Consider the following 21,968-nt stretch of genomic DNA (forward strand, 5'->3'; position numbering starts at 1 on the left):
GTGCCGGACATGGCGCGGGATGGATGGCTGTGCGCGTTCTGGGGGACCGCTACGAGCTGGTGTCGTTCGTGGGTCGCGGCGGTATGGGGGAGGTGTGGGAGGGCCGGGACCGGGTGATCCGGCGCCGGGTCGCGGTCAAGCTGCTGCCGTACCGCCGGGGCGGTGAATTGAGCGCCGAGCTGTTCTTCCGCGAGGCGCGCACGGCCGGAGGGCTCAGCCACCGCGGGGTCGTCACCGTCCACGACATGGGCCAGGACCCGGGCGACGGCACGCTGTTCCTGGTCATGGAGTTCGTGGCGGGCCGGGACCTGGCCGCCGTACTGCGCGCGGACGGCCCGCCGGCGGTGCCGGTCGCGGTGGACTGGGGTGTGCAGGGCGCCGCCGCGCTGGCCGCCGCCCATGACGCGGGCATCGTGCACCGGGATCTGAAGCCGGCGAACCTCATGCTCACGTCCGGCGGCGACATCAAGATCCTCGACTTCGGTATCGCCCGCTTCATGGCGGCCACCGACAAGTCCAGCAAGGTCATGGGCACCCTCGCCTACATGGCGCCGGAGCGGTTCCGGGAGCACAGCGGCGACGCCCGTACGGACCTGTACGCGTTCGGCTGCGTGCTGTACGAACTCCTCACCGGCGACACCCCGTTCAGGGCGGCGGACCCGGTGTCGATGATGACCGCCCACCTCCAGCAGACGCCCACCCCGCCCGGTGAACTCCGGCCCGGCGTCCCGGCGGCGCTCGACGCCCTGGTCATGCGGCTGCTGGCCAAGGACCCCGCGGACCGCCCGGCATCGGCGGCCGACGTCCGCGACGCGCTGCGCGCACCGGGCATCGCCTCCGGGGCCGACCCGGCGCCGCCCCCCGCCGCCGAGGCGCCCGGCATCGAACCGGCCCGCGATACGCCGCCCCTCCACACGCCGCCCCCGGCCGAGCGCACGGCGACCGAGCGCACGCCAACCGAGGGCACCCCGTCCGAGCGCACCCCGGGCGGCCCGGCCGCGGACGCCGGTCCGGGGCCGTTCGTCGACCGGCACCACCTCCCCACGCAGACGGCGCCGTCGCCCGAGCCCGTGCACCGGCCGGCCGCCGGCGGCGAGGCGGCACCGGACCCGCTCCTCGGCCGGCGCCGCGCCCTGCGGCTCGGCCTCGGAGCGGTCGTTACGGCCGGTGTCACCGGACTGGCGCTGTTTCCCTGGGGAGATGGGCAGGACGCGGGCTCGGCGGCGGGCGGCACCGGCCCGGGAGCCGACGCTCCGTCCGGTACGTCGGCGCACGGCGCCCAACCCTGGCACTACTACGCCTCCACGCTCGTCCCGCGCGGGCCCGCATTCTCCGGTGGCGTGCTCTATTTCGCCGACGGTGCGTGGATCTACGGCGTGGACGCGCTCACCGGCGAGAAGCGGTCGAGCGCCACCGCGGACGGCACCGAGCTGCCCAACGGGTTCCTCGCGGCGGCCGGCGGAATGCTGTTCGTGGGGGGCGCCAAGGGCAAGCTGTACGCGGTGAAGAGCACCGGCGGCAGCGTGGTCTGGACGTTCACCGCCGGCAACGGCATCGGCTGCGCTCCCACCGTGGCCGGCAGGCTGGTCCTGGTCGGCAGCCTGGACAAGTCGCTGCATGCCCTGGACGCCGCCACCGGCACCGAGAAATGGTCGTTCGCCACGGGGGACTTCGTCCTGTCCCCCGCGGCGGTGGCCCACGGGACGGTCTTCGTCGGCAGCGACGACCGGACTTTCTACGCCGTGGACGCCGCCACCGGCGCCAGGAAGTGGGCGTTCCAGGCCGTCAATACGTTCCGGGCGACCGCCGCCGTGGACCGGGGCCTCGTCTACGTGCCCAACAACGACCAGACCCTGTACGCCCTGGACGCGGCCACCGGATCGAAGAGGTGGGCCGTCCCCCTGGGCGGAGGCACCAAGGCGGACGACAACGACCACCCGTCGTGCCCGGTGGTGGCCGACGGGACGGTTTACGTCGGAGGCCGCGACAACCTCCTCCACGCCCTGGACGCGACGACGGGCCGGACCAAGTGGACCTACGGCATCTCCGGCGACTTCAGGCCGACGACTCCGGCCGTGGCGGACGGCACGGTCTACGTGGGCGACCGAGCGGAGCCCTACGGGACACTCCACGCCGTCGACGCGTCCACCGGCCGTAAGCGATGGACCTTCAGGACCGGGTCCGCTGTGGGCGACACCGGTGCGCCGGTCGTGGCCAACGGCCGGGTGTACGTCGCCAACAGGGACGGCCTGTACGCCGTTGTCGCCGCCACGGGCCAGGGCCGCAACTGACGCCCGCCCCGAACCGTCGGACAGCCCCCGCCGGCCGTCCGGTCCGCGGCATCCCGCCGTCGTCGGCGCGACCGTGGGCGGTGCCGACGCGGTGGTGCCCGGTGCGCGCGAGGACATCCTCTTCCAGGATGCGGAAGTGCTCCTCGCCGAACGGGAGTTGACCACCGTCGAGTACTCGCCAGTGTGCGATCCGGCGTGCGATCTCCGCCTCCCGGCCGAGATCCGCCACTGGCCGGGCCCGCGTCTCCAGGACCTCGGGTGCGGTGCCTGGCAGCTCCGCGACGGGCGCCGTGCCGCCGTCCGGCCGGGTGTAGGGGAGGGTGCTGAGGGCGATGGTGCCCATGGGGGTGGCGCTGAGCAGTCGGGCGGGGTGGTCGGCGAGCGCCATCTGGGTCAGCATGCCGCCCAGTGACAGCCCGACGAGATGCGCGTGTGCCATGCCGAGGCCGTCCAGGCCGCAGGCGGATGCCGGGGGCGGCGTCGACGAAGTGCTGCAGGCGGGGGCCTCCCGGGGTGTGGGGAGCGGGATGCGGTCCGGGCGTCGTGCGCCGACTCTACGTAACGATACGTATCGTCTCTTCATGGTCAAGGTCATGTCGACCTGCCGGGTGCGGGGAGTGAAGATCGTAAACTTACTTTGCGGTAAATGCCGTAAAGGGGGCGGATGATGGAGGGGTATTCAGGGTGGGAGCTGCGAAGAGCAAGCGGGTGCCGCGGCCGGTCCGGGAACAGCAGATGCTGGACGCCGCGGTGCGGACGTTCGCGCGGCGCGGGTACCGGGCGGCCTCGATGGACGAGATCGCCGAAGGGGCCGGGGTCTCCAAGCCCCTGGTCTACCTCTATCTGAACTCCAAGGAGGAGCTGTTCAGCGCGGTCATCCGGCGCGAGTCGGCGGCGCTGGTGGCGGCCGTCACGGCGGCCGTGGAGCCAGACGCGGCGGCCGACCGGCAGTTGTGGAGCGGGCTGAAGGGGTTCTTCGCGCACACCGCCGAGCACCCCGAGGGATGGGCGGTGCTGCACCAGCAGGCGCGTACGCAGGGGGAGCCGTTCGCGGTCGAGGTGGCCGCGATGCGGGCGGAGATCGTCCGGTTCGTCACCGTGCTGATCGGCGCCGCCGCGAAGGAGGCCGGCTGCGACGGTGAACTGGCCGACCGCGAGGTGGCGGGCCTGGCGCACGCCCTGGTCGGCGCCGCGGAATCGCTCGCGGAGTGGGCCAACGCGCCGACCGCCGACGGCACTTCGGCCCTCGGCTTCTCCGGCGAACGGGAGCGGCCGGCGGCCAAGGACACCGCGGCCACGCTGATGAACTTCGTCTGGGCGGGGCTCGGCCGCCTCATGGCCGGGGAGCGCTGGGCGCCGGGGGGCTGAGCAGCCGGCCCCGGCGCCGCGTCGGTCACACCCGCGACCGTCCCGTCAGCGGCCCGCGCTGGAGCCCGCGGCCGAGTACGACATCGCCATCGCGCCCGCCGACGCACCGTGCCGGGACCGGTGCATCCACCCGCCGCCGTACATCGGCGCCTGCGCCTGGCCCGCCATGGGCGCCTGCGCCTGCCCCGCCATCGGCGTCTGTGCCTGGCCGCCGAACGGCGTCTGGCCCGTGACCGGCATCTGCGCGGGGGTCGCGTAGGTCGCGTAGTTCGCCGTCGGCTGCGCGGGGCTCGCCGCGGGCGTCTGCGCGTAGCTCGTCACCGGCCGCTGGAAGTGGGGCCTCTGGAGGTGGTGCGCCCGCACGTGGATCACCCGGTGCGTCATCCGGTGCAGCATCTGACGCTTCTTCATGCGCTGGACCCCCACCTTCCCGTTCTTCGGGTTCACCGTGTAGCGCATGCCGTCGTGCGTGACGGACCGGTGGGCCGAGTCGAGGGTGGCGATCCGCTTGTTCTTGACCTGGATCTTCGCCGTGTAGCTGCCGTTGACCTTCTGGACGGTGGCCTGCGCGCCGTTGGACAGCTTGACCGTACGAGCCGGGTTCGGCTTGGTCTTGCCGTGGGTGCGCTCGCCCTGCGACCTGGCGCTGACGTTCCGGCCGTCGAAGTACACGTGGATGCCGTTGGTGTAGCTCTGCCCCTTCCTCAGGGTCGCGAACGGCCGGCCGCTGCCGATGGCCTGGAGGTCGCAGACCCCGTTGTGGATCACGGCCTCCATGCCGCCGCCGATGTCGACGGCCCTGACCTTGCCCTTGGCCTGCGCCTGGGGTGCGGAGTGCGCGGCGCCGGCGGACGCGGGCCGGTCCTGCTGCCCCGGCGTGCCCGCGAACGCGGCGGCCGGGACGGCCATGGCTCCGGCGAGCACGGCGGCGGTGCAGATGGCACGCAGGGAGATGCGCGAGGCGGGGGAGATGCGGGTGGTCTTCATGGAGCTCGTAACCCTTCTCGATGTGCGATGCGCGTGAAGTGGTGTCGGCAAACCGACGCACTCCAAGCTATTTCCGGATCAATACGGACACATCGGAACATTGGACAAGGTTCACCCGGTCGAAAGGACGAGGCGCGCGGTGTGCGGATGTCGTGTACGGCTCTTGGCCGCACCGGAGCTCCGGCGTAAATTTACCCGGAAGTAAGGTTACTGACGGGTCATTGGGGGGTCGGAGGGGGCCGAGGGCTGGAATCCTGCGGAATTCACGGTCCGGTGGCGCCGGTGTGACGCGGCCGGCGCGGCGGGACCGGTCCCGTGGACCCCGGCCCCGCGGCGCTCCCGGCCGAACCGGCACCACCGCCCGCCGCAAATCGGATACCGCCATTTGCCACTGCCGCCCGGCACTCCGTCCGTCCCGCCCCGCGTCCCCGCCACCCCCCGCACGTCACCGGAGAAACGAGGAGCCGCTCGTGTTCAACCAGGACAGTGCACCCCCCGCACCTGCCCCTGCCGTCCCCCAACTCGTCGAGCCCCACCGGGTGTTGGTCGAGGGAGTCGTCCGCGAGGTCTCCGTCCCGCCGCTCGCCCCGCCCGTTCGCACCGGCTCGCTCGGCGACATCCCCTTCACCAACGCCGCCGAGGCGCCGCACGAGACCGTCCTCTCCCGCCGGCAGCCCAGCGGCACCTGGCGCGACATCACCGCCGCCGAGTTCGCCGCCGAAGTGCGCGCCGTGGCCAAAGGGCTCATCGCCCACGGCCTGGAACCCGGCGACCGCCTGGCGATCATGGCGCGGACCACCTACGAATGGACCCTCCTCGACTTCGCCGCCTGGGCCGCCGGCCTGGTCACCGTCCCCATCTACCCGACCTCCTCCGCCTACCAGGCGCAGTGGATCCTCCAGGACTCCGCCGCCCGCGCCTGCGTCGTCGAGACCGTCGACGAGGCCCGCCTGATCAGCGCCGTCCGCACCCACCTCCCCGCGCTCGGCAACCTCTGGCAGTTCAACACCGGCGCCGTCGCCCAGCTCGTCGACGCGGGCCGCGACCTCCCCGACGAGGCCGTCGACGCGCGCCGCGCCGCCCTCACCCCGCCCGCCCTCGCCACCCTCATCTACACCTCCGGCACCACCGGCCGCCCCAAGGGCTGCGCCCTGACCCACGCCAACTTCTTCGCCGAGGTCGACAACGCCGTCGAGCTGCTGCACCCCGTCTTCCGGTCCGTCAGCGACGAGCCCGCCGCCACCCTCCTCTTCCTGCCCCTCTCACACGTCTTCGGCCGGATGGTCGCCGTCGGCTGCCTGCGCGCCCGGGTCCGCCTCGGCCACGCCCCCAGCATCCAGACCGACGAACTGCTGGCCGACCTCGCCGGCTTCCGGCCCACCTTCCTCCTCGCCATCCCCTACGTCCTGGAGAAGGTCTTCAACACCGGCCGCGCCACCGCGGAGAAAATGGGCCGCGCCGCCTCGTTCGACCGCGCCGCCCGGATAGCCCGCGCCTACGGCGAGGCGGTCGAGGCCCGGGAACACGGCACCGGCCCCGGCCCCGGCGTCGCCCTCAGGGCCGCCCGCAAGCTCTACGACCCCCTGGTCTACCGCCGCATCCGGTCCGCCCTCGGCGGCCGGGTCCGCTACGCGATCTGCGGCGGCTCCCCCCTGGGCCACCGCCTCGCCGCCTTCTACTCCGGCGCCGGCATCGAGATCTTCGAGGGCTACGGCCTGACGGAGACCACCGCCGCGGCCACCGTCACCCCACCCCTCCGCCCCCGCATCGGCACGGTCGGCTGGCCGCTCCCCGGCAGTGCCGTCCGCATCGCCGACGACGGCGAGATCCTGCTCCGCGGCGGCCACGTCTTCTCCGGCTACTGGGAGGCCGAGCAGGGCGCCGCCCGCCCGGCGACCGACCAGGACGGCTGGCTCCCCACCGGCGACATCGGCGCCCTCGACGCCGACGGCTACCTCGCCATCACCGGCCGCAAGAAGGAGATCATCGTGACCAGCGGCGGCAAGAACGTCGCCCCCGCGCCCCTGGAGGACCGCCTCCGCTCCCACCCCCTCGTAGGCCAGTGCATGGTCGTCGGCGACAACCGCCCGTACGTCACCGCGCTGATCACCCTGGAGCCCGACGGCCTCTCCCACTGGCGCCAGATGACCAGGAAACGCGACACCCCGCTCACCGAACTCGTCCGGGACGAACGCCTCCTCGCCGACATCCAGCACGCCGTCGACGACGCCAACAAACTCGTCTCCCGCGCGGAGTCCATCCGCCGCTTCGCCGTCCTCCCGGCGGACTTCAGCGAGCAAACCGGGCATCTGACCCCCTCCCTCAAACTCCGCCGCGCCCTGGTCGCCCGCGACTTCGCAAAAGAGATAGACCAGCTTTACGAAAGCCAGTAACCCCCGGTATGGAGCTGTGACTCTCCGCAGGTCAAACTAGAACCCCGTGTCACCTCTGTGGGGGAGGTGGCACGGGGTTTTGCCGTACCCGCGCTAGGGATCGGCGACCTCGCACCACACCGTCTTGCCCGCCTCCCCCTGCCGCACGCCCCACCGCAGCGTCACGGCATCCAGCAGCGCCATCCCCCGCCCGCTCTCGTCGTCGAGCGCCGCCCGCAGCAGCACCGGCACGGCCCGGGGGTCGGGGTCGGTCACCTCGATCCGCGTACGTCCATCGGCGCGGGCGGCGACGCGAACGGTCACGGGGGAGCCCTCGCCGACGTGGCGAATGACGTTACCGAGCAACTCGCTGACACACAGCTCGACTTCGGGACACAAGCTGCCGAGATGCGCACGCAGGGCGCGCCGCAGCATGGGGACTTCCTTCGGCACGGCAAGCAACTCCACGGTGAGCGGCTTGCAGGGCGGTGTCACCGCGCCGCCGCCTTGCGCAGCACCTCGGCCAGCCGCCGCGCCGTGGTCGTGTTGCAGTTGCCCAGCGCGACCAGCGGCGGCGGATAACTCCCCGCGAACGACGGCAACTCGACCCCGAGGGACGGCAGCGTGATCCCGTTGTCCTTGAGCGCGGCACGGAGCCCTTCCGCACACTTGTGCACGTCATCGGGGGAGGGGTTGGGGGCGGGGGTGGGGTGTGGCATGGGCGTGGACCCTTCTGTGCGCATGGTGACGAACTGCTCACAGACTGACGTCAACGCGGCGTAGCGTGGAAGGGAATTCGACCTCGCTGAGCAAATGGTGGATAGGTGAACTATGCCTGCACGCAGGGATGTTGATGGATCGGTGAGCGTCCCCGCTTTCTATGGCGCTGAGCTGCGCTGGAAGCGGGAGGCGGCAGGGTTGACCCTCAAGGAAACCGTCGAGGGCAGCTACTTCGGTGAGACGTACCTCAGCGAGATCGAACACGGCAAGCGCCGCATGCCGGTCGAACTCGCCTGCCACGTGGACCGCCTCCTGAAGACCGACGGCTACTTCGAGCGCCGCTGCGCGGATGTGCGCAGGGCGCGGCGGGCGGGGCATGCGGACTATTTCGGGCGGATCCTGGACGCTGAGCAGCACGCAACGACGATCGAAGAGTGGTCCCCCACCGTCGTGCCCGGCCTGCTCCAGACGCCTGCGTACGCGCGAATGATGGTGTTGGCGATGTTCCCGCTAGCGCCTGACGAAGAAGTCGACGAGAGGGTCAACGGCCGAATCGAGCGGGCGCGACTGTTCGAGGATGACCACAAGAGCCCGATGTGCTGGGCGATCCTGCATGAGTCGTTGCTACGCCACCCCGTCCTCCCGCCGGAGGGGATGGCCGAGCAACTGGATCACATCGCGGCGCTGGTGCGGCGGCGACGCATCATTGTCCAGATCCTTCCGTGGAACTGCGGACCGCATCCGTTCATGGTCGGTACGGCCAAGATCATGACCTTCGTCGACGCTCCTCCGCTGTTCTATACGGAGTCGTTGCACACTGGCGACACCATCGACGATCCGGCTCTCGTTGCGGCGTACCGCAAGTCGTACGATCTGCTCAGGGCCGCCGCACAGCCGCCTGAGGCGTCCCTGGGCATCCTCCAGGCAGCGGCAGAGGACTATCGAAATGGCAAGCAACCAGGTTGACTTGAGTGCTGCGCGCTGGCGCAAGAGTAGTTACAGCAACGGCTCCGGCGGGGACTGCGTCGAGGTGGCCGACGGCACCCCAGGCGTCGCCCCTGTCCGCGACAGCAAGGACCCCCAGGGCCCCGCCCTCACCTTCTCAACTGCCGCCTGGGGAGCCTTCGTTACCGCCCTCGCCGCGGGCTCCGGGGACTGACGCCCCTAACGCGGCGGCAAGGCAACGGCCGTCTGCATCTGGCACGAGTTGCACCAGAACGCCCACCCGTTCGCGTCGACGGAGCGCGAGCCGCACGCCAGGCACGGGTCGCCGACGAAGCTCGCGGCGACCCAGGAGCCGGCCGACGCGGCCCGGCGCCCGGCGGCCGTGCGCTCCTCCGCGTAGCAGGGGATGCAGACACCGCCGTCGCGGCCGGGCAGCTTCATCGGACGTAACCCGCAGACGGCGCAGGGCAGTTTGCCGACGTACTGGGCGTCCAGGCCGACCGGCTTGCCGTTTCTGCTGAAGGCCGCCATGGTCTGCCTCCTCTATGCCAGGACGGTTCCGGTGCCGGCGCAGCCGGAGCACTGTGTGGTGACCTTGTGGCCGCCGGGGGTCTCCCACTCCACGGTGCCCGCGCCGCCGCAGTCGGGGCAGGGCTTCTGCGGAGGCATGTTCTCGCTCATTCTGCCCACGGTAGGCCGTGTCATGTGGCCGTGCGACCACTTTCCGTGATCGGGCGGAACTCCTCCGCGAGCGGGCTCCGGGGGTGCCGCGAACCGGGGCTTGTCGGCACTCGTCGTGAACCGTTCATGGCGGAACGGCCGGCTCCGCTCCGCCCCTGAGCGATCGTTCCGGGGCGTTAATTCCACGACAAGGATTGGCTTTCTCCGGACGGGTGGTCCGGAGAGGGGCTGTTCCCGCGTTTCTCGCGGCGCAATGCGACCGACGGGAAAAGTTCATGTAGCTGCCATTCAAGCCGCGTCCGCAAAGGGGCGGGCGGGCAAAAGGCAGGAGCCCCGGTCTCCTCCCGAAAGGAGGAGCGGGGCTCCTTGGGTACTACTAGTCGACCTAACAGTTAAAGGTCGGACCGGGCAACTCAGACCGGCGTAACGTTCTCCGCCTGCGGGCCCTTCGGACCCTGCGTGACGTCGAAGTTAACCTGCTGGTTCTCCTCCAGGGAGCGGAAGCCAGAGGCGTTGATCGCCGAGTAGTGGACGAAGACATCCGGGCCGCCGCCGTCCTGGGCGATGAAGCCGAAGCCCTTTTCAGCGTTGAACCACTTGACGGTTCCGGTAGCCATAAGCCCTCCTTGGGCCAAAGGGTTGCCCTGCTCCAGAACCTGCAAACAAGTCTGAAAACTACAAAAGCCTGCGGGTCACATGCTCCGCAGGCTCTGTACTGCAAGGGAAACCAAACTGCAACTTGCGCTGAGCGTAGCATGATGCGCTCCTGAGGCGGAAGAGCCAAAGATCACGTTTAGCCGAGAGCGTCAAAGGTCATACCTGGACCCGCCGTGCCGCGGCGAGAGGGGCGGGTCTAGCCTCCGCATGTGGACAATTCAACCTTCGGAGACGCACCCGCAGACGCACCCGCAGGAGCCGACGCCGGCCACCGTCGCAGCCGGCCGCGAGTGGGCCACATCCAGTTCCTGAACTGCCTGCCCCTTTACTGGGGCCTGGCGCGTACGGGCACTCTGCTCGACCTGGACCTGACAAAGGACACCCCGGAGAAGCTCAGCGAACAGCTGGTGCGCGGGGAACTCGACATCGCGCCGATCACGCTCGTCGAATTCCTGCGGGCCGCCGATGATCTCGTCGCCTTCCCCGACCTCGCGGTCGGCTGCGACGGGCCGGTGATGTCCTGCGTGATCGTCTCGCAGAAGCCGCTGGAGCAGCTGGACGGCGCCCGGGTCGCCCTCGGGTCGACCTCGCGGACCTCCGTACGGCTCGCGCAGCTGCTGCTCGCCGAGAAGATCGGGGTGCGGCCCGAGTACTACCGCTGCCCGCCGGACCTCGGGCTGATGATGCAGGAGGCGGACGCCGCGGTGCTGATCGGCGACGCCGCGCTGCGCGCCAACCTGCACGACGGGCCCAAGCTCGGGCTGGACGTGCACGACCTGGGCCAGATGTGGAAGGACTGGACGGGGCTGCCGTTCGTCTTCGCCGTATGGGCGGCCCGGCGGGACTACCTGGAGCGCGAGCCGGAGGTGGTCGAGAAGGTGCACGAGGCGTTCCTGGCCTCGCGGGACCTGTCGCTGGAGGAGGTCGGCAAGGTCGCCGAGCAGGCCGCCCGCTGGGAGCACTTCGACGAGGCGGTGCTGGAGCGGTACTTCACCACGCTCGACTTCCGGTTCGGAGCGGATCAGCTGCGCGGTGTCACCGAGTTCGCGCGCCGGGTCGGCCCGACGACCGGCTTCCCGGCCGATGTGTCGGTGGAGCTGCTGGCCGGGGCACGCCGGGCGTGAGGCCCGCCGGGTGTGGCGCCCGCCGGGTGTGGCGCCCGCTGGGCGTGATGCCCGCGGCCGGCGGCGTCCCGCGTATGCCGGCCGCACCGCACCGCCGGCGCGGCGGCACCGGCCTCAGGGGGAGGGTGTCGGGCCGCGGAGGACCTTGCTGATGGCTTCCAGGCTCGCGTCCCGCATGCCCTTGATGTAGCTCTTGGCGTTGTGCCCGCCGTCCTCGATGACGTGCAGGTGCGCCTTCACGGGCCCCTTGGCGTACTGCCGGATGAAGCGCTCCAGATTGGCCCGGCCGCCCTCCCGCGTGCCGATCTGGAACTGGAGGTAGACGTCCGGGGCGCCGGGGCGGGCGGCGAGCCGCCGGGCCAGGTGCTCTGGGTCGTTGGCCCGCTTCTCCTTCTCGTGGCCGCGCCAGAGAGGGGAGTCGGGGCGGGTGTCCGGGCCGCTGGCGATCACCGCCTTGAAGCGGTCGGGGTGCTGGAGGACCTGCTTGAGGCCGACGAAACCGCCCGACGAGGAGCCCATGATCGCCCAGCCGTCGCGCGAGGTGAAGGTCCGGAAGTTGGCCTTGACCAGGTCGGGGACATCGTCGGAAATCCAGGTGCCCATCTTCGGCTGCCCCGGGATGTCGCTGCCGTCGTAGTAGCGCTTGCCGGGGTTGAGGACCGGCATGGCGACGATGAACGGCTTGCTGCGGCCCTGGGCCACCAGGTCGCTGATGGTGCGCTGGAGCTTGAGGTCGGGGCCCATCCAGTAGTTGGTCGGGTAGCCGTAACTGCCCGGCAGGGCGAGCAGGACGGGGAACGCGCTGCTGCGGTAGCGGTCCTCGTAGTACTCCTTCGGGGCCCAGACCCACACGTCGCCGGTGAAGCCGGACTTCTTCCCGCGCAGGGTCGTCACGCCGATCTTCGTGCCGTCGCTGAGCGTGCTTGCCGTACGGAACTGCGCGCGCGGGCCGGTCGGCATCCGTACGGAGGGGTCGGCGGCGGCCGGCTGCGGCGGGCCGGGCACCCCGTCGGGGATGGTCTGGCTGAACGACATCGGCTCGCCGGTGTCGTTGAGGACGTCCATGTACTTGACCGTCGGGTACGCGCCGAGCCCCAGGATGGCGATGAACGCGGTGAGCAGGGAGAGCCGCCACTTGGGCCGGGGGCTCTCGGACGTACGGCGACCCCGGCGGCGGAACTTCGGGCGCGGGCGGTGGTGCACGGCGTTCTCCGGAGGGTCGCGCGGCGGCGTGGGGCGCTGTCGCAGGGCAGGACCGCTGGGGGCGGAAAGGTCGGGCGGGAGGGCCGACTTGTGTCCTGTTTGATGCGGAAAACGGGGCGAAGGTTTCCGCAACGGGGCATGACGTGGGTCATAAGCGTGTACGCGGGTGATCGGCGTGTACGGCGTTGACGTCGGTGAGCACCGCTGGCGTCGGTGAGCATCGCTCGCGTTGGTGAGCGCCAGCGGAGTTGGTGATCGGCGTTGGCGTTGGTGATCAGTGTTGGCGTTGGTGGTCGGTGCTGGCGTCTGTGATCAGTGCTCGCGTGGGTGATCAGTGCTGGCTTCGGTGATCAGAGCTCGCGTGCGTCATCGGCGTTTCCGGTCCGGGGCAGGGCGCGGGCCATAAGCTGGGGGCGCCGTCATGAGGGGGAGGCGCGATGGAGCCGCTGGCAGGGGACGACCCACGGGTCCTGGGCGGATACCGGCTGCTCGGCCGGCTCGGCGCGGGCGGCATGGGGCGGGTCTACCTGGGGCGCAGCGTGGGCGGCCGGACCGTCGCGGTCAAGGTCGTGCACGCGCAGTTCGCCGCCGACGAGCAGTTCCGGGCGCGCTTCCGGCGGGAGATCGAGTCGGCGCGGCGGGTGGGCGCCGCCTGGACCGCGCCCGTACTGGACGCCGATCCGGACGCCTCCGTTCCGTGGATCGCCACCGGCTACGCGGCGGGCCCCTCACTGGCACAGGCGGTCGGCGCGTTCGGGCCGCTGGCCGAGCACTCCGTACGCGCCCTGGGTGCCGGACTGGCCGAGGCGCTGACCGCGGTGCACGCCCTCGGGCTCGTCCACCGCGACGTCAAACCCTCCAACGTCCTGCTGACCCTGGACGGGCCGCTGTTGATCGACTTCGGCATCGCCCGCGCGACGGACGGCACCGCCTCCCTGACGGCCACCGGGGTGTCGGTCGGGTCACCGGGCTACATGGCGCCCGAGCAGATCCTGGGCAAGGGCGCGACGGGCGCCGCCGACGTCTTCTCACTCGGGGCGGTACTGGCCTTCGCGGCCACCGGCGTCCCCCCGTTCCCCGGGGACTCGTCCGCCGCCCTGCTCTACAAGGTGGTCCACGAGGAACCGGAACTGGGACCCCAACTCTACGGCGAACTAAGGGAATTGGTGGCCGGCTGCCTCGCCAAGGACCCGGCGCGGCGGCCCGCCCCCGAGGGGGTCGCGGCCCGGCTCGCGGGGGACAGGATCGGCGGCGCGGCCGGGCTGGTGCGCGACGGCTGGCTGCCCGCACCCGTCGTCGAGCAGGTCAGCCGGCAGGCCGTGGAACTGCTGAACCTTGAGGTGGAGCAGCGGGAGCAGGGGGAGCAACGGGAGCAGGGAGAGGTTCGGGAACACCGGGAGGACCGGGAAGAGGGAGCGGGGGCTCCGAGGACGGCGGGGACGGCAGGGGTGCCCAGCGGGACGTTCGGGCCGCCGGACCCGTCGTACGGGGCGGTGTCCGGGCTGATCCCCTTCGACGCGCCGGCACAGGTCGAGGCCGAGGCCCCCGCGGACCGGCCCGGCGGCCCCGGCACGCCGCCCCCAGCCCCGGCCCCGGCCGCCCCACCCTCCGTACCGCCCACGCCCACGCCTCCCCCCACGCCTCCCTCCGCGTCTTCGTCCATGTCTCCGTCCGCGGCACCGCCGGAGACCGCCTGGTCGTCCGCCTGGCCGTCCGCCGGCGCGCCGCCGGCGACTCCGCACGCCTCCGGTGCCGCTGACAGCGCCGTGGCTGCCGACCGCGCGGATCCCTCCGGCGCTGCCGCCGTAGCGAGCGCCTCCGATGCCGCCGTCGTCGCGGGTGCGCCCGATGCCGCCGCCGTCGCCGATCTGCCGACCGGGCCCCCGTCGTCGTCCCCGTTCCCGTCGGCGCCGTCCGCCCCCAAGGAGCGGCGGATCGCGCTCGCCGGTGCCGTCGGCGGCAGGGACCGGCCGCGGCGGGTGAGCTGCACGCTGGTGCTGTCGGTGGCCGGCGCACTGGCCGCCGCGACGACCGCCGGGTTCGTCTTCACCCTGCTGAGGAACGGCGGCGGCAACGGCGCCACCGCCACCCAGCCGCCCCCCGGGCACACCGCGTCGGCACATCCCTCCGAGCCGGCCCAAGGAACCGGCGAAGCGGTCGGTGACGTCCCGCACCCCTTCCTCGGCACCTGGAGCGGCGGCATCACGATGGCCAACGGCATCCCCAACGGATCCATGACCAGCGTCATCAAGGCCGGCCACCAAGGGGAGTTCGTGGTCCGTACGACCTATGACGCGCTGCTGGTGCGCTGCCGGGCGAAGGCGAAGCTGCTCTCGGCCACCGACACCAGACTGGTGCTCCAGGAGAGCTCGGACGGCACACAAGGGCCGGGCTGCACGGGCAACACGTCCACGGTGACGTACACCCTCGGCAAGGACGGCGCGCTCACCTTCACCTCCGACGACAAGCGGGGCGGCACCCCGAAGGCGACCTTGGAGAAGAGCGGCTGAGGCGGTGGCGCGTGGGCGGCCGGGGCTGTGGCGCGGGTGTCCGAGGCCGTGGCGCGGGGCATCGGAGGCCGTGGCGCGGGGCGGCCGGAAGGGGGCTCCCGGCCGCCCCCGAGGCTGTCGGCCCCCTGGCGTACGCTGGTTCAGTCCTTGAGTACGGAGCGCCCCACTCACCGCGCTCACCGTGCCCACTGCCTGTCCGCTGTCTGTCCGCCTCCGAAAGGGACGCCCCGGTGACCGAGAACGCCGACCTCCAGTCCGTACTCGACCGCGCCGCACAGGGCGGCCGTATCACGCCGGAGGAGGCGCTCGACCTCTACCGCTCCGCGCCGCTGCACGCGCTGGGCCAGGCCGCCGACGCCGTACGCCGCCGCCGCTACGCCGGCACCGAGCACATCGCGACGTACATCATCGAGCGCAACATCAACTACACCAACGTCTGCGTGACGGCCTGCAAGTTCTGCGCGTTCTACGCCGCCCCCAAGGACACCGCCAAGGGCTGGACCCGCGACCTCGACGACATCCTGCGCCGCTGCGCGGAGACCGTCGAACTGGGCGGCACCCAGATCATGTTCCAGGGCGGCCACCACCCGGACTACGGCGTCGAGTACTACGAAGAGCACTTCTCGGCCATCAAGAAGGCGTTCCCGCAGCTGGTCATCCACTCCCTCGGTGCCTCCGAGGTCGAGCACATGGCGCGGATCTCCAAGGTCTCCGTCGAGGAGGCCATCTCCCGGATCCACGCCGCGGGCCTCGACTCCTTCGCCGGCGCCGGCGCCGAACTCCTCCCCGCCCGCCCCCGCAAGGCCATCGCGCCGCTCAAGGAGTCCGGCGAGCGCTGGCTGGAGATCATGGAGACGGCGCACAAGCTGGGCGTCGAGTCCACCTCCACCATGCTGATGGGCACCGGCGAGACCAACGCCGAGCGCATCGAGCACCTGCGGATGATCCGCGACGTCCAGGACCGTACGGGCGGCTTCCGCGCCTTCATCCCGTACACCTACCAGCCGGAGAACAACCACCTGAAGGGCCAGACGCAGGCCACCCTCTTCGAGTACCTGCGCATGATCGCCATCGCCCGGATCTTCTTCGACAACGTCGCGCACATCCAGGGCTCGTGGCTGACCACCGGCAAGGAGATCGGCCAGCTGTCGCTGCACTACGGCGCGGACGACCTCGGCTCGATCATGCTGGAGGAGAACGTCGTCTCCTCGGCCGGCGCCAAGCACCGTTCCAACCGCCTGGAGATCATCGACCTGATCCGCAAGGCGGACCGGGTCCCGGCACAGCGCGCGACGACGTACGAGCACCTGGTCGTCCACGACGACCCGGCCAACGACCCGGTGGACGACCGCGTCGTCTCGCACCTCTCGTCCACGGCCATCGAGGGCGGCACCGCCCACCCTGAACTGAAGCTGATCGAGACCAACTGAGCCCCGCAACCAACTGAGCCCCGCAACCAACTGGGCCCAGTAGCCGGCTGAACCCCGTAACCAACCGGTCCCCGTAACCAACCGGTCCCCGTAACCAACCGGTCCCAGCAACCAACTGAACCCGTAACCAACTGGGCCACGCAGCAGAGGCGAGCCGACCGTGACCGACCCCGAGCCGACGCGACGCCGGCCTTGCCGCCGGCGCGGGGGCCGGCCAACGGGCGCGCACCGTGCGGCGCCGATCCGCCGCCACACGCTCCCCCGTTTCTTTACGCACCCCCGCCGCCACACGCACCCCCGCCACCACGCGCTCCACTGCTTCCACGCGCTCAACCACCTCCACGCGCTCCACCACCTCCACACGCACCCCCGCTTCCCCACGCTTCTCCCGAACCGACCGCTGGACCACGGGTGTTGACGCTCCACCGGGTGCGCGCCGTCCGGCTCGCCGAGGGCGGCGAACCGGCCTCCGGGTACGCGGTCGTCGTCGACGGCGCCCGGCTGGCCGCCATCGGCCCGTACGAGGAACTGCTGGCGGCCTACGGCATGGGGGTCCCCCCTGCTCAAGCGAAGCCGGGAGCTTGGGGGAGGGCGCGGGTTCGGGAGTGGGACGGCGTGCTCACCCCGGGCCGCCACGAACCGGACGGCGCCGCGCTCCTGGAGGCGGCCTACTACCCCGACCCGCGCGAGGCCGCCGAACTCGGCAGCGAGCCGCTGTCCGGGGCCGCCCTGGCCGCACTCGACATGCCGGAGACCCGCTGGGGCGCCAGCGCCCGCCGCGGCCTGCAACGCCTGCTGGCGACCGGAACGACCTCGTTGACCGGCCCGTTCGCCCGGCCCGCGGTACGCACGGCCGTCCGGCGATCCGGCATCGAAGAACTGCCCGGCCCCCGCCCGCGCCCCCTGACCGCCGGGGGCCCGGCCAACTTCGCGATCTTCGCCCCGGACGGCACCTGCCTCGCCACGGTCATCGCCGGCCGCCTCGTCCACCGCCGCCGCTGACCCCGCGTCACGGAGCCACATCACAAAACCACCACGCACCGACATCACAGAGTGTAATAATGCAAGGAACTAGTCACTCTAAGTAATCGTTGCCGGAATATAGGGAGGCGGCGAGCGCGGCCCGTGGCGCCGAGTGGGTGTCAAGAATGCGGAGGTGGGCGCCAAGGGTGCAGGGGTAGGCGCCAAGGGTGCGGAGCTGCGATCAGACATTTGGGCGTTAGGGATCCATTAGCGCCGACTTGTCGCCCGTCAGGGCGGCATCAAGGGAAGCGGAGCGAGGGATTCAGCCCTGCAAGATCGTAAGCGCGGGGACGGCCGGACCGGCCGCTCACGATGCGCTACGCACCGCTGGACCGCCCGGATGTTCTGAGGGGGGCATACGGCCGTCCCCGACCAGTCCCAGGCCAGCAGTGTGCGCGCGGTTCGGCCGTACCCGACTGACCGATCGCCGGACGGCCGCGCTCTGACCTCTGGCCGAACGTCCGCTGGTCGCTGGTCGCTGGTCGCTGGTCGCCGCTCGACTGGCCTCTGGCCGACCACCGTCTGGCCTCCGGTCGACTGCTCGCCGGCCGACTGTCCACCGGCCGACGGCCCTCCGGCCGACCATCCGCCGCCCGCAGGTCGTGGCTGCCACCCGGTGCGGGGGGCGATCCGGTCTGCGGGTGGGATCGCGTGGGCGTGGGCGCGGGTGGGGCCGGTACGAGGTCCGGTGCGAGGATGGGATGCGGGCGCGGGTCGGTTCCGGTACGACGGCGGGATCGCGAGCGCGGTGGGGTCCGGGTGCTGTGTGCCGCCCGGTGCGGGGGGCGGTCGTCGCACGGTGGACAATGGCCGGGTGACCCGAGCATCCCTGGACAAGCAGCCGCACGAAGTCGCCGCGATGTTCGACGACGTGGCGGCACGGTACGACCTCACCAACGACGTGCTCTCCCTGGGGCAGGCGCGGCTGTGGCGCAAGGAGGTGGACCGCGCGGTGGCCGCTCGCCCGGCCGAGCGGGTGCTCGACCTCGCAGCCGGTACCGGCACCTCCTCGCTGCCGTTCGCGGCCCGCGGTGCGTACGTCGTGCCGTGCGACTTCTCCGTCGGGATGCTGGCCGAGGGCAAGAAGCGGCACCCGTGGCTGCCGTTCGCCGCGGGGGACGGGACGCGGCTGCCGTTTGCGGACGACGTGTTCGACGCCGTCACGATCTCCTTCGGGCTGCGCAACATCCAGGACACCGACGCGGCGCTGGCCGAGTTGTACCGCGTGACCAAACCCGGTGGGCGGGTGGTGATCTGCGAGTTCAGCGAGCCGACGTGGGCGCCGTTCCGGACCGTGTACACCGAGTACCTGATGCGGGCGCTGCCGCCGGTGGCCCGGGCGGTCAGCAGCAACCCGGACGCCTATGTCTATCTCGCGGAGTCCATCCGCACCTGGCCCAACCAGCCCGAACTGGCCGCGCGGCTCCAGGCGGTGGGCTGGACCAAGGTCGCCTGGCGCAATCTGACCGGTGGCGTCGTGGCGCTCCATCGGGGGACGAAGCCCGCTGGCTGATCCGCCGGCCGGCGCGTCAACGTACGGATCGTGCCGTCAGCCAACGTACCGATTGTTCCGGCAAGTGTCGATACGTCGTCAATGTTCTGAAACGTTCCGATGCGTCGATGCGTCAGTGTGTCGATGCGTTGGTGTGTCGGTGTCGTCAACGGGCCGGTGTGTCGGTGTGTCGACGCGCCACCGTGCTGGGGCCCGCTCGTGTGCGTACCGGAGGTACGTGACGAGCGGGCCCCGGTTTTGAGTTGTCCGGGCTACCGGGAGTCCCCCCGGAGCCCCGTGTGTCGCGACTCCCGGGAGCCGGGTTCCCCCGGGGCTCCCGGGAGCCTCAGGGCTACTTCTTGAACGCGTAGTCCATCAGCTTCTTCGCGTCCGCGGTGCGGGTGTCGATCGAGGACGAGGCGAGGACCGTGCCGATGACCGTCTTGCCGCCGCGGGTGGCGGCGAACACCAGGCAGTACTTGGCCTCCGGGCCCGAGCCGGTCTTGACGCCGATGGTGCCCTTGTAGCTGCTGAGCAGGTTGTTCGTGTTGGTCCACGACATGTAGCGGTAGCCGCCGCTCTGCGTCGTGACCTTCTGCTTCGTCGACTTGGTGCCCACGACGGTGCGGAACGTGGAGAACTTCATCGCGCTGCTGGCGATCTTGGTCAGATCGCGTGGCGTCGAGTAGTTCTTGCCACGCCCTATGCCGTCGAACGAGTCGAAGTGGGTGTTCTTCAACCCCAGGCTCTTGGCGGTGGCGTTCATCTGGCCGATGAACGACGTCACCCGGGCCTCCCGGGTCGAGCCGCTGCCGAACTTGTCGGCCAGCGCGTACGCGGCGTCGCAGCCGGACGGGAGCATCAGCCCGTAGAGGAGCTGACGGACCGTCACCTTGTCGCCGACGATCAGATGCGCCGACGAGGCCCAGTTGTTGTTGACGATGTAGTCGCTGTACGCCTTCTGGATCGTGACCTTCGAATCCAGGTCGAGGTTCTTCTGCGCGAGCACCACCCGGGCCGTCATGATCTTGGTGGTGGACCCCGTGGCGCGCCGGGTGTCCGCAGTCTTGCTGAAGAGGGTCGCCCCGGTGCCGTTGTTCATCACGAACCCGCCGGGGGCGTTGATCGTGGGCGTCGGGAGGGCGGCGGCCTGTGCCTGGGAGGTGAACGCCCCGGCGGTCAGGACGGCTCCGGCGGTGACGACGACCGCGGAAGCGCGACGAATGCCCTTAATGCCTTTGATGCCGATTTTCAAAGTGAATGCTCCAAATACCCCTGCAGTGCGGTCACTTGAGAATGCCGCTCACTGATGAGACGTGCGGGGCAGAGCAATGGATGCACGCCGTCGGGCGGTATTTTTCGCTGCCTTGTCGCTGCCTTGTCGCCGTGTTGGTCATGTCGGCTGTGTCGGCTGTGTTGGCTGTGTTCGCCGGGTTACGGCCTTTGTTCGTTCGGCCCTTGTTCGTTCGGCCTCTGCTCGTTCGGCGACTGCCCCGGCGACTCCTTCTCGCTCGGCGACCGCCTGTTCTGCCCCTGCCCGTTCGGCGGCTGCACTGGCCGGGTCGGTCACCGGTCCGGCCGGGCTCGGGCTTCAGGGGACAACCCTTCAGTTTCCGATCACCAAGGCCCCCATAGACTGCATGTGCCCAGTGCCGGTCGGCACCCAGATATCCAGATATCGACTTCCGGGAGACAATGCCGTGACCGAGTCCGCGTCCGAGTCTGAGTCCGCGTCCGTGACCGAGTCCGAGTCCGCGTCCGGGTGCGCGTCCGAGACCGAGACCGTCACCGCGTCCGTGACAACGCCGCGATCGGAGCACCGCGCGGATGTGATCGTCGTCGGTGCCGGCCCGGCCGGCTCGGCCACCGCCTACCACCTCGCCAAGTCGGGTCTGGACGTCCTCCTGCTGGAGAAGACCGCGTTCCCGCGCGAGAAGGTCTGCGGCGACGGGCTCACCCCGCGCGCCACCAAGCAGCTGGTCGCGATGGGCATCGACATCTCCGAAGAGGCCGGCTGGCTGCGTAACAAGGGCCTGCGCATCATCGGCGGCGGCTCGCGGCTCCAGCTGGACTGGCCGGACCTCGCCTCCTTCCCGGACTACGGGCTGGTCCGCAAGCGCGACGACTTCGACGAGCAGTTGGCCCGCCAGGCGCAGAAGGCCGGTGCGCGGCTCTACGAGCGCTGCAACGTGGGCGCGCCCATCGTCGACGAGCTGACCGGTCACATCACCGGTGTGCACGCCAAGCTCGGCGAGGAGAAGGTCCCGGTCACCTTCCACGCGCCGATCGTGGTCGCCGCCGACGGCAACTCCACCCGGCTGTCGCTGGCGATGGGGCTGCACCGGCGCGAGGACCGGCCGATGGGCGTCGCGGTCCGTACGTACTTCACCTCGCCCCGGCACGATGACGACTACCTGGAGTCCTGGCTGGAGCTGTGGGACCGCCGCGGCGCCCAGGACCGGCTGCTGCCCGGGTACGGCTGGATCTTCGGTATGGGCGACGGCACCTCCAATGTGGGGCTGGGGGTGCTGAACACCTCGGTTTCCTTCAAGGAGTTGGACTGGCGGGAGGTCCTCAAGGCGTGGTGCGCCTCGATGCCGGCCGAGTGGGGTTACACCCCGGAGAACATGACCGGGCCGATCCGCGGCGCGGCCCTCCCGATGGCCTTCAACCGCCAGCCCCACTACACCAAGGGCCTGCTGCTGGTCGGTGACGCGGGCGGGCTGGTCAACCCGTTCAACGGGGAGGGCATCGCGTACGCGATGGAGTCCGGTGCCATCGCCGCCGAGGTCATCGTGCAGGCGCAGGCCCGTGCCACGTACGCCCAGCGCGAGCTGGCGCTGCACCGCTACCCGAAGGTCCTCAAGGACACCTACGGCGGCTACTACTCCCTCGGCCGCGCGTTCGTGAAGCTCATCGGCAACCCGAAGGTCATGCAGATCGCCACCCAGCGCGGTCTGACCCATCCGCTGCTGATGCGCTTCACGCTCAAGATGCTCGCCAACCTCACCGACCCGACGGGCGGCGACGCGATGGACCGGATCATCAACGGGCTGAGCAAGGTCGCGCCGAAGGCGTGACGTCTCGCGGGCGGCGGCCGGCCGCTCAGTGGCTTCCCGGGCGGCGGTCCGTCGCCCAGTGACTTACCGGGCTGCGGCTCGCGAG

Annotated in this window: 20 protein-coding genes; 12 read left to right on the plus strand and 8 right to left on the minus strand. The window is 71.0% G+C overall.

Annotation, left to right across the window (positions count from 1 at the left end; translation table 11 throughout):
• The first annotated feature begins 23 nt into the window (after positions 1–23).
• The 3 genes from ACO1BR_RS30665 (at position 24) to ACO1BR_RS30675 (ending at position 3,659) form a co-directional block, all read left to right on the plus strand.
• Positions 24–2,291 carry a PQQ-binding-like beta-propeller repeat protein gene (locus ACO1BR_RS30665; protein ID WP_426798348.1) on the plus strand — a complete coding sequence of 756 codons (2,268 nt, stop codon included), beginning with the start codon at positions 24–26 and terminating at the stop codon, positions 2,289–2,291.
• A gap of 73 nt (positions 2,292–2,364) precedes the next feature.
• Positions 2,365–2,703 carry a hypothetical protein gene (locus ACO1BR_RS30670; protein ID WP_426798349.1) on the plus strand — a complete coding sequence of 113 codons (339 nt, stop codon included), beginning with the start codon at positions 2,365–2,367 and terminating at the stop codon, positions 2,701–2,703.
• A gap of 272 nt (positions 2,704–2,975) precedes the next feature.
• A complete protein-coding gene (locus tag ACO1BR_RS30675) occupies positions 2,976–3,659 on the plus strand; it encodes a TetR/AcrR family transcriptional regulator (protein ID WP_426798350.1) in 684 nt (227 codons plus the stop codon).
• A 45-nt stretch (positions 3,660–3,704) separates the two neighbouring features.
• On the opposite strand, the gene ACO1BR_RS30680 is transcribed toward ACO1BR_RS30675, so the two are convergent.
• Positions 3,705–4,646 (minus strand): hypothetical protein, encoded by a 942-nt coding sequence (locus ACO1BR_RS30680; RefSeq protein ID WP_426798351.1) that lies wholly within the window; start codon positions 4,644–4,646, stop codon positions 3,705–3,707.
• Positions 4,647–5,116: 470 nt separating this feature from the next.
• Between ACO1BR_RS30680 and ACO1BR_RS30685 the strand changes: the two genes are divergently transcribed.
• Complete coding sequence (locus ACO1BR_RS30685) at positions 5,117–7,039, plus strand: AMP-dependent synthetase/ligase (RefSeq protein ID WP_426798352.1); 1,923 nt, start codon at positions 5,117–5,119, stop codon at positions 7,037–7,039.
• Between the two features lie 93 nt (positions 7,040–7,132).
• On the opposite strand, the gene ACO1BR_RS30690 is transcribed toward ACO1BR_RS30685, so the two are convergent.
• Positions 7,133–7,453, minus strand: coding sequence for an ATP-binding protein (locus tag ACO1BR_RS30690; RefSeq protein ID WP_426798371.1), 321 nt, complete (start codon positions 7,451–7,453; stop codon positions 7,133–7,135).
• A gap of 56 nt (positions 7,454–7,509) precedes the next feature.
• Complete coding sequence (locus ACO1BR_RS30695; protein WP_426798353.1) at positions 7,510–7,737, minus strand: hypothetical protein; 228 nt, start codon at positions 7,735–7,737, stop codon at positions 7,510–7,512.
• A gap of 112 nt (positions 7,738–7,849) precedes the next feature.
• On the opposite strand from ACO1BR_RS30695, the gene ACO1BR_RS30700 reads away from it, so the two are divergent.
• Both ACO1BR_RS30700 and ACO1BR_RS30705 read left to right on the plus strand, forming a co-directional pair.
• Positions 7,850–8,704: a helix-turn-helix domain-containing protein gene (locus ACO1BR_RS30700; protein WP_426798354.1), complete on the plus strand. Its 855-nt coding sequence runs from the start codon at positions 7,850–7,852 to the stop codon at positions 8,702–8,704.
• Entirely contained in the window at positions 8,685–8,897 is a 213-nt protein-coding gene (locus ACO1BR_RS30705) for a DUF397 domain-containing protein (RefSeq protein WP_426798355.1), read from the plus strand. The genes ACO1BR_RS30700 and ACO1BR_RS30705 overlap by 20 nt, the downstream gene beginning before the upstream one ends.
• Positions 8,898–8,902: 5 nt before the next feature.
• On the opposite strand, the gene ACO1BR_RS30710 is transcribed toward ACO1BR_RS30705, so the two are convergent.
• The 3 genes from ACO1BR_RS30710 to ACO1BR_RS30720 all read right to left on the minus strand — a co-directional run bounded on the left by ACO1BR_RS30710 (position 8,903) and on the right by ACO1BR_RS30720 (position 9,981).
• Positions 8,903–9,214, minus strand: coding sequence for a hypothetical protein (locus tag ACO1BR_RS30710; RefSeq protein ID WP_426798356.1), 312 nt, complete (start codon positions 9,212–9,214; stop codon positions 8,903–8,905).
• Between the two features lie 12 nt (positions 9,215–9,226).
• Positions 9,227–9,364 carry a hypothetical protein gene (locus tag ACO1BR_RS30715; protein ID WP_158690127.1) on the minus strand — a complete coding sequence of 46 codons (138 nt, stop codon included), beginning with the start codon at positions 9,362–9,364 and terminating at the stop codon, positions 9,227–9,229.
• 413 nt (positions 9,365–9,777) lie between these two features.
• Positions 9,778–9,981, minus strand: a complete 204-nt coding sequence (locus ACO1BR_RS30720; RefSeq protein WP_003984261.1) for a cold-shock protein — start codon at positions 9,979–9,981, stop codon at positions 9,778–9,780.
• Between the two features lie 249 nt (positions 9,982–10,230).
• Here ACO1BR_RS30720 and ACO1BR_RS30725 point away from each other — a divergent pair, with 249 nt between their 5' ends.
• The gene (locus ACO1BR_RS30725) at positions 10,231–11,145 is read left to right on the plus strand and encodes a menaquinone biosynthetic enzyme MqnA/MqnD family protein (protein ID WP_426798357.1); all 915 of its coding nucleotides are present in this window, start codon (positions 10,231–10,233) and stop codon (positions 11,143–11,145) included.
• A 114-nt stretch (positions 11,146–11,259) separates the two neighbouring features.
• Here the strand turns inward: ACO1BR_RS30725 and ACO1BR_RS30730 are convergent, their stop codons facing one another.
• Positions 11,260–12,348 (minus strand): alpha/beta hydrolase, encoded by a 1,089-nt coding sequence (locus ACO1BR_RS30730; protein ID WP_426798358.1) that lies wholly within the window; start codon positions 12,346–12,348, stop codon positions 11,260–11,262.
• A gap of 437 nt (positions 12,349–12,785) precedes the next feature.
• Between ACO1BR_RS30730 and ACO1BR_RS30735 the strand changes: the two genes are divergently transcribed.
• From ACO1BR_RS30735 to ACO1BR_RS30750, 4 genes are all read left to right on the plus strand, one after another.
• Positions 12,786–14,858, plus strand: a complete 2,073-nt coding sequence (locus ACO1BR_RS30735) for a serine/threonine-protein kinase (RefSeq protein ID WP_426798359.1) — start codon at positions 12,786–12,788, stop codon at positions 14,856–14,858.
• A 230-nt stretch (positions 14,859–15,088) separates the two neighbouring features.
• Positions 15,089–16,288 carry a cyclic dehypoxanthinyl futalosine synthase gene (gene mqnC, locus ACO1BR_RS30740; protein ID WP_426798360.1) on the plus strand — a complete coding sequence of 400 codons (1,200 nt, stop codon included), beginning with the start codon at positions 15,089–15,091 and terminating at the stop codon, positions 16,286–16,288.
• A gap of 411 nt (positions 16,289–16,699) precedes the next feature.
• Positions 16,700–17,290 (plus strand): imidazolonepropionase-like domain-containing protein, encoded by a 591-nt coding sequence (locus ACO1BR_RS30745; RefSeq protein ID WP_426798361.1) that lies wholly within the window; start codon positions 16,700–16,702, stop codon positions 17,288–17,290.
• Positions 17,291–18,125: 835 nt separating this feature from the next.
• On the plus strand, positions 18,126–18,824 hold the full coding sequence (locus ACO1BR_RS30750) for a demethylmenaquinone methyltransferase (protein WP_426798362.1): 699 nt from the start codon (positions 18,126–18,128) through the stop codon (positions 18,822–18,824).
• A gap of 331 nt (positions 18,825–19,155) precedes the next feature.
• On the opposite strand, the gene ACO1BR_RS30755 is transcribed toward ACO1BR_RS30750, so the two are convergent.
• The gene (locus ACO1BR_RS30755) at positions 19,156–20,058 is read right to left on the minus strand and encodes a D-alanyl-D-alanine carboxypeptidase family protein (RefSeq protein ID WP_426798363.1); all 903 of its coding nucleotides are present in this window, start codon (positions 20,056–20,058) and stop codon (positions 19,156–19,158) included.
• A gap of 541 nt (positions 20,059–20,599) precedes the next feature.
• On the opposite strand from ACO1BR_RS30755, the gene ACO1BR_RS30760 reads away from it, so the two are divergent.
• Positions 20,600–21,883, plus strand: coding sequence for a geranylgeranyl reductase family protein (locus ACO1BR_RS30760; RefSeq protein ID WP_426798372.1), 1,284 nt, complete (start codon positions 20,600–20,602; stop codon positions 21,881–21,883).
• Positions 21,884–21,968 lie beyond the last annotated feature (85 nt).

It is taken from the genome of Streptomyces sp. YGL11-2 (genome assembly GCF_050054615.1).
Lineage (GTDB): Bacteria > Actinomycetota > Actinomycetes > Streptomycetales > Streptomycetaceae > Streptomyces.